Source organism: Bacillus sp. B25(2016b) (assembly GCF_001679765.1).
Lineage (GTDB): Bacteria > Bacillota > Bacilli > Bacillales > Bacillaceae_G > Bacillus_A > Bacillus_A thuringiensis_K.
In genome coordinates, this window is record NZ_CP016285.1 from 3133252 (window position 1) to 3141771 (window position 8520).

Consider the following 8520-nt stretch of genomic DNA (forward strand, 5'->3'; position numbering starts at 1 on the left):
AATTTTATATTAGAGGGACTCCAACAACTCGTAATTTAGAACCCCAAATCTTTCAGAAGTAAAAAACAATAACATTCATCTATATCTTTATAACAAAAGTATCCTATACTTTTCACCTTATATTTTACTCGGACATTTTTTATTAATTGAACCGCATCCTAGTTGTTAGACATATAGTCAACAATTTGAGATGTGGTTTTATTAGTCGAATAACAGTTCTCATCAACTTTAATAATCATGACTGCACACAAAATACTTTGCAAAGAATTCCTGTACAAGCTGATTTTTCACATAGACTTACCAAATAGCATTTTTATAAAAAACTTCTCACATTTGAATTGTACAAGCATATTTTATTATATGGGGACTCCCTACTCATAGAAAACTACCTTTCTACTCTAAGAGCGCGCATATTTGTGTGCTCTTAAATTATTTACAATAAAATAAAGAGTTTATTAATTTTCTTAATTCACTATCAGAAAAGTACCCATAATAATATCTTTATATTTATCTATTATTTTTTATAAAACTATATTATTTTGGAGTTGGTTAATACGTTACAAAAAACTGACCGTGTAATCATTATGGTCCCTCCATTTTCACAAGTGTTTGTTACATTTTACTCATCATCAGGAGAACTTCTTTCATCACAAATCTTATCTAATACCTCTCCACATCCTGTATCAATGTATGCACTTAATGAAATGGAAAGCGAATTATTTGAAGTCGAGTTAAAACCACTACTACCTCATTAAAACTACGAATAGCGGAAAGACCTTTACAACTCCCACATGGAACTATAGCAGTAGCATTTTTAGCAAAAATAGCACAAGCATAAGAAGCTGCAGCCTTTAATGCAAACGCCATTACATATCAATGCTACCCAATGGCTACTGCTGCAGACACGCTATATAGCTTTAACTACAACTATGTAGACTTCTCCTAGGAACTTCATTTTAGTTTCCAAGGAAACTAAAATGAAGTATAATTATATATGTACAATAGATAGCATTTATAAATCTATTTACAATTTTTCACATTAGCTCTTAAACAATTAAATAAATGGAGGGCATGATATGGACAATTATTATGATGTAGCGGTAGTTGGTGGTGGTCCAGTTGGGCTTATGGCAGCATGTGAATTAGCTATTCAAGGCGTAAAAGTTGTTGTTTTAGAGAGAAGATTAGACCGGGTACGAAATTCTAGAGCACTCACACTACACCCCCGCTCCTTAGAATTGATGGCTATGAGAGGTATTGCAGATCGATTTTTAGCTAGAGGCAAGAAATTAAATACAAGTCATTTTGCTGCCTTAGATACAAGATTAAACTTTAAAAATTTAAATACTGATTTTCCGTATACACTTTTTATTCCCCAATCTATTACAGAAGAAATATTAGAAGAACGTGCATTAGAATTAGGTGTAGTCATTAAACGCGGGCATACTCTGAAAGACTTAAAACAATATGAAACATTCGTACAACTAGAAATAGAACAAAAAGAAACAATATATAAAATAGAAGTTCCATATGTAATAGGAGCTGATGGAGCAAGAAGTAAAGTTCGTGAATTATCAAATATACCGTTTAATGGAACAAACACAACAACTACTGCTATATTAGGTGATGTTATTTTAGAAAATATACCAGATACTCCATTTTTATCTACTTCTAATATAAATGGGATATTAATGATGGTACCTATTACACCTGATGTATTTCGTTTTGCAATTGTTGATCCTAAGAATCAGACAATACCTGTTCATGTTGCTGTTACAGAAAAAGAGTTTATAGATAGTATTTATAGTATTACAGGTGAACATCTTCAAATTAAGAGCACAATATGGCTTTCTCGTTTTGGCAATGCAACCAAACTAGCAAATACTTATCAACATAAGCGTGTATTCTTAGCAGGGGATGCAGCACATATTCATTTCCCTGCTGGAGGACAAGGTTTGAATGTAGGTCTACAAGATGCTTTTAATATAGGCTGGAAATTAGGGCTCGCAATAAAACAAAAAAAATATGAAAGTCTATTAGAAAGTTATCATATTGAAAGACATGCTGTGGGAAAACAATTTTTCAAGGAAGTACAAGCGCAAGAACAATTAATGATAAACTTTTCAAACGCAGGAATGGAATTAAGGGATTTATTTTCGCACTTACTTACATATCCCGAGATAAATCACGATTTATCTGAAAGAGTAAGTGGGTTAGGGGTAATGTATTCATCGATGCACGATACAGAAAGACATCCATTGATAGGAAAAAGATGTACAAATCTCACTATTTCTTCTCTAAATAAGAAAAGTTATAAACTCTTTGAATTAATGAAAGATGGTAACTTTATTTTATTAATACACCCTTCTTATATAGATAAGATAAATAAAATGAATATTGATTCGCACATAAAGGTAGTTGTAGGAGAAATACAAGATTCTGAGTTAAAAAATATAGATACCATTTTGATTCGACCAGATGGTCACATTGCCGACATTGAGTATACCAAGATAGATAACTGGGAATATTCCTGAAAAACGATTATCAACCGTATTAGTGATACAATATAAATTCACTTTTATAAAACGAAAAGAATCCTATTTATTTAGGATTCTTTTCGTTTTGCCCATCTCACTATTTATAAAAACATGTCCACAAGGGAAAAATATTAAACTTACAGTTAACTATAAAATTCCGCTCTGATGTACTACAAAAAACTCCCACCTACATACTCTTATAATCAAAAATATTTTTCTCTATTTCATATAAAGTATGATAAGCATCCATAAAGATAAAGCACAAAGGATAGCAAGCACTATACGAGTAGATAGTACCCTTACTTCGAAATCGGTTTTCTTGGATGGTTCAGGATATGCAATTACATAAATCCCTTTTAATAGTGCGAGCCATGCAATAAGTGTAATGAGTCCCTGCCAATTAAGTGTCCAAACATTATGTAGGATAACAGTACCTAACCCAAGGAAAATTGATAGAAAGCCATATATAATTCCAAATCCTCTGTCTTCTACCACTAATTTTTCTTCTCTAATTTTAATTTATTAACAATGTAAGATACCAATGTATTCAATGGAGTAATAATAGTCTTAGATGTTTTATACTCAACTTGCTTAGATGCATCAACCATAGATAATTGAGCAACAGAGATAAATTTCTTTTCATCTTTAATGATTTGATTTAAGAACTTTGTAACTTCTTGGTTGTATTCTTTTTTTAATCCTTTCATTATCAATTCAAAAACACTATTTATGACAACAACCTCTAAATCTAAAGATTTTTGAAGGCTATTAGCATGATGTTTAAGACGTTCTACTGTGCCTTCAACAGTTGCAGGATTTGTAAAAACAATTGTCTGAGGTTGCTGTATATTGCATATGTAATCAAAGAAAGGTACATCAATTTTAATAATTGGCACTGATATTGAGTCTTGGTCTTCATGTAAAATTGCAATATAATTTGTACAAGTAATAAGGATAGCATCAACATTACATTGAGCAATCCATTCTATTTGCTCTTTAACTTTAAATTGAGCATCTGATTCTTGAAATTTTTCATTGGATGTAACCTGATACATTAATGCCGGGTCAACAAAATGGATTAATTCAATGTTAAATGAGGTAAGTGCCTTTTCTATATATTCTATATTTGAATAATGGGCATGTAAGCATCCTAACCTTTTTCTCAAATCCATTCCACCTTTATTATATTTTCGCTTATTCTATCAGTATGCGAATCCACGTGTCTACTGAAATTGAGACCTTTTCTTACATTCTATAAAATGCACCTTTAACTGAACAATTTATTTTCACTAAATAGTTCCTTAATTGATTTTTTTAATAAATAAGGTAACAAGTAATTTTGCAAAATCTAGGATGCAGAGGATTTAAGTTATATTTTTTTGCATCTTGAGCATGTTGATCTTTCCACTTAGGAATTAAGCCTGTGTGGACTTACTTTGACTCCAGACCTATTGCTAGTTTGTCAAACGTTTAAGGTAATCAAAATTTATAAAGATAGCGTATAAATTGAAACCAAAACATTCTTCCTTTTATTACAGATATTAAAAAATACGGTATAAAAATTCCATTTTATACCGTATTTTCAAACAACTATTTTATTTATTAAGGAACTTTACTTCAGATCTTCACTTGTGTAAAAACCTTAAAAATTCTCTCCATAGAATTGCTTTCCTATCCTCTTCTTAATTTTGACGTCTAGAAGTCAGCATTTAAACTAAACATGCTAATATTGATTTTGTGCGATTGTCAGTTACCTCATAATAAATTTCTAATCCTTTCCGAGTACCTGTAACCATTTTAGCAGCTTTTAGTTTAGATAAATGTTGACTAATTGTACTTTGAGGCATTTCCAAATCCCCATACATTGTTGTTACATTAGTAGGACCTTTTGCAAGCATTATTTTTACTAAAGATAGACGAACTGGATGCGCCAATACCTTTAACACCTCAGCGATTTCTTGAAACATTTCTTTTTTTTCTTTCATCTTATTTCTCCCCTTTTATATACATATTTATGTTATCCATATATATAATTCGAAGGTATATGCGTTTTTGTGTCCGTCATTTTAAAAAAATATAAAAAAACTTTAATCCGAAACTAAAAGATTAGCTTAACATAATGTCTCACTATTAATGATGAATAGGAATCTCGTTATAGAAGCAGCAGTTTTTATGCTACAACTCTACATTCAACTAACTAAAATCAATGAAAAAAAGAGCAGATAGTCTGCTCTCTTATGATGCCTCCTTATGTTCCGTGGAATGTTTAACACTCCCCATTCTCTTTAGTTTATTCCATCCTACCGCTACGCCTCGAATAGATGAGAATATAGATTTAATGACAACATAAGTCATAAATTGACGATAAATAAAGCGTTGTAAAATTAACCACACTAACGGTTTAGGGTCCTCTTTCTCTAATTTAAATGCAAACAGAGATGCAAAAAGGTCTAATAAAAAGAATACAAGATAAAACCCTAACACTTTTAGCGGATTGCTACCAAACAGCCCCATAATCATTAAAATATCTGCAAAAGGAGCAATGAATTGCAGAACATATTGGAATAACCACATGTTAGGCAATGCAATAAATCCTAACGTTTTATGTTTTGTATGAAACACTGCTTTTCGATGTTTCCAAAGACATTGGAGTGTACCATATGACCAACGATATCGCTGTTTAATGAGACTTTTCACATCTTCAGGTGATTCCGTAAAAGCATAGGCCTTTTCTTCATATACAATTTTATATCCTTGACGTAAAAATGTAATAGTAAGATCCGTATCTTCTGCTAATGTATCTTCGCTTAAATATCCAGATTCAACTACATTCTTCTTGCGCCACGCCCCAATAGCTCCTGGAACAACTGTAATACAATTTAACTCATCAAAAGCTCTACGTTCTAAATTAAACCCTGTAATATACTCAACATGTTGCCAAGTAGTTAACAAATTTCGTCTATTCCCCACTTTAACATTACCTGAAACTGCTGCTACATTCTGATCTTCAAAGTGTCTAATCATTAGAGAAATGGCGTCTTGCGCAATAATAGTATCCGCATCTAAAGTGACAATAATCTCTCCTCGAGATTGTTGAAACCCTAGGTTCATTGCCGATGATTTCCCGCCGTTTTCTTTCTGAATGAAACGAACTTTAGGGTGTTTATAAAATGTTTCTTGCATTACTTTTGACGTACCATCTGTCGATCCGTCATCCACAACAATAACTTCAAATTCTCCATACTTACTATCCAAAATTGAGCGAATTGTCTTAGCTATCACCTTTTCTTCATTATATGCTGCTATGACAACACTAACAAAAGGTTGGTAGGACGAATTAATAGAGCGAGATAACGTTTTTCTTTTTTGCTTCCATGCAAAATAAATTAAGAATAAGAATCGAAAAATCCCTAATCCAATAGCAATATAAAAAATAGTTGTTAATATATGTTTAAAGTATCCCGCCCCTGAAAAGACAGCTTTATTGTAAAGTAAATATTGCTCACCCTCAGAAGAAACTGGGGGCATAATTTCATCTCGTTCTTTATTCATTAAATCTGAAATTGTTACAAAACTATATCCATGCTTTTTAAGCTCTTTAATAATGATCGGCAACGCCTCTACCGTATGGGTACGATTCCCTCCCGCATCATGGAGAAGAATAATATTTCCCTCTCCCTTATAAACGGGATTAAGAGCACGCTTTACTAATTCATTAGTTGATGGTGTTGCCCAGTCCTCAGGATCCACTTTTTCTGCTACCATTGTATAGTTCATATTTTGTGCCCGTAAAATAGGCACTATTTCATTTGAGGAATCCGGGTTAGCATCCGCTTCGTATGGTGGCCTAAACAAAACTGTAGAATGCCCAGTTATTTCCTGGATCAGACGTTGCGTCGTATTAAGTTCTACTTTTGTTCGTAGTAAAGACGTATCAGCTACGTTAGGATGCTTGAAAGTATGATTGCCAATTTCATGCCCTTCATCGTATATTCTTTTTACAATACTAGGATTTAGTTGTGCGTTTTCACCAAGGACAAAAAAAGCAGCTTTTATTTTATTCTCTTTTAATATATCTAAAATTTCTGGCGTATATTTCGGGTCTGGTCCATCATCAAATGTTAATACTACTTGTTTCCCTTTCGGTTTTCCATATCGTTGCACTTCGTATGCAGATGGTAAAGATTGATATACTTCATCTGTAAGATAACCATCTTTGCCTACTTTAAAATCTCTCAATCCATTTTGCTTTTCATTCTCAATCTGTAAAATTTCACCTTGTCCAGAATAATTCACTTCATCTAAACTAGTGATTTTATGTAATACATCAGGATTTTTTTGTGCCTCAATCGGATTTTTTAAAACTTTCCATATTGTAGGATCTTCTGCTCCTAATCTCCATAACGCAAACCCCTTTGCATTGTTGTCCATTGCGATTTTCACTTGATTATAGAGAGTAACACTGTCTAAGAACCAAGCAGTATGTTCTTTCTCTCCTGTTTTATATCTAAAATAAGGATTTCCACTCATGTTATCCCATTGAATTTTCATATTGGAATCATTCGCCATTGTCATAACTTCTGAAAAAGTTAAAGACTTCGCAGGTTTTTTATTATTTATTTCCCAATCATATCCGTAGTTACCGAAAGCAACTATAAGTTTATTAGACGGAATATTCAGTTCATTTAATGTATGTTGGAACCACTTATTTGAAGCAATTGGTCCTGGTTCCCCCGCTCCATAGTGCTCATCGTACATCATTACAATCATACGATCTATTATTTTTGCTAATGCACCATAATCAAAAGCCTTATCATTAGCTGGAACATCTTGTGTAACGAGCAAATCATGTTTATGAAAGACCGTAGTAAGTTCTTTCATAAAATTTGTTAAGTTTTCTCTATCACTTTCAGGTACGGCCTCAAAGTCAATATTAATACCTGAAAACTGACTCTTTTTAACTTCGCTTACTAAATCATTAATAAATTTCGTCTTCACATCATTCGGCGAATTCAGTAACTTATGGATAAGATCACTATCAGGGCCAGAAGCTTTTTCTGTATAGTTAGTAAGTAACGGCATAATTTTCACATGATTTTTTTTTGCTAGTTTTACAATCTCAGGTTTTATCTCACTTCTAATCGTTAAATCTTCTTTTAAATGATACCATTCTGGTACTAACGTGGTTAATGAATTGATATTTTCTTTTAAAGACGCTGTACTATTTTCATCCCAGTTTACATAAAAACCATACACTTCTTTACGTTGTTTACTATCGTTTGTCGAATTCACCAAATTTTTATTATCCTTCATTTCGGTATTTGGCTTGAATTCTTCCTTCTTTAACTGCTCCTCACTAAGTTTTTGATTAATTGGTACAAGTTTCGTATCTTGTTTTACAGTAGGATTCATGTTTGGAATTTCTGGTGTTGAAAAAATACTTTGAAAGAAAAAATAAAATACAACACCTACACTAACTATTGAGATACATAGAAACCAAATAAAGGCTATGTTTCTCCTTCCTTTCGGATCATAAAAAACAGGTTTTTCTTTATCTTTCTCTTGTTGAATGTTTTTCTCCATTATATTTTTCACATACTCCTTCTTAATAGAACTATAGAATAATAAAGTGAAACTTTAATTAGCCTCACCAATCTAACATTTATAAGCAGCCCAACTCCCATCTAACTTCTTTGCCTTAGCTAAATTTTGAGATGGGAGTTTTACTGCCCACAATAGCGAGATAAATCCTTTTAGCTTTAAATTGAATCTCTCACTTCCATATTCTATTGATTCTTTTTTTCATTGCCTTGTTGGTGGCCCCTATTCTCTTGTTGAGATCCCCTTCCATTGTTCCCTTGCTCATTCTCATTATTTCCTTGTTGAGGTCCTCTTCCGTTGTACCCTTGCTCATTCCCATTATTTCCTTGTTGAGGTCCTCTTCCGTTGTTTCCTTGCTCATTCCCATTATTTCCTTGTTGAG

4 protein-coding genes and 2 pseudogenes are annotated in these 8520 nt (G+C 32.5%); 1 reads left to right on the forward strand and 5 read right to left on the reverse strand.

What is annotated here, in order from left to right:
- Nucleotides 1-1076 precede the first annotated feature (1076 nt).
- Nucleotides 1077-2534, forward strand: coding sequence for an FAD-dependent oxidoreductase (locus BAQ53_RS15970; protein WP_208905841.1), 1458 nt, complete (start codon nt 1077-1079; stop codon nt 2532-2534).
- Between the two features lie 222 nt (nt 2535-2756).
- Here the strand turns inward: BAQ53_RS15970 and BAQ53_RS15975 are convergent.
- The 5 genes and pseudogenes from BAQ53_RS15975 to BAQ53_RS15995 form a co-directional block, all read right to left on the reverse strand.
- Nucleotides 2757-3041: pseudogene (locus BAQ53_RS15975) on the reverse strand (hypothetical protein); the annotation flags it as partial.
- Entirely contained in the window at nt 3032-3709 is a 678-nt protein-coding gene (locus BAQ53_RS15980; RefSeq protein ID WP_003279185.1) for a hypothetical protein, read from the reverse strand. The gene BAQ53_RS15980 and the pseudogene BAQ53_RS15975, both read right to left, overlap by 10 nt.
- Nucleotides 3710-4246: 537 nt before the next feature.
- Nucleotides 4247-4522 carry an ArsR/SmtB family transcription factor gene (locus BAQ53_RS15985; RefSeq protein WP_000660065.1) on the reverse strand — a complete coding sequence of 92 codons (276 nt, stop codon included), beginning with the start codon at nt 4520-4522 and terminating at the stop codon, nt 4247-4249.
- A 250-nt stretch (nt 4523-4772) separates the two neighbouring features.
- Complete coding sequence (locus tag BAQ53_RS15990; protein WP_208906960.1) at nt 4773-8120, reverse strand: trifunctional glycoside hydrolase family 18/polysaccharide deacetylase/glycosyltransferase family 2 protein; 3348 nt, start codon at nt 8118-8120, stop codon at nt 4773-4775.
- 190 nt (nt 8121-8310) lie between these two features.
- A pseudogene (locus BAQ53_RS15995) lies at nt 8311-8520 on the reverse strand (FMRFamide neuropeptide); the annotation flags it as partial.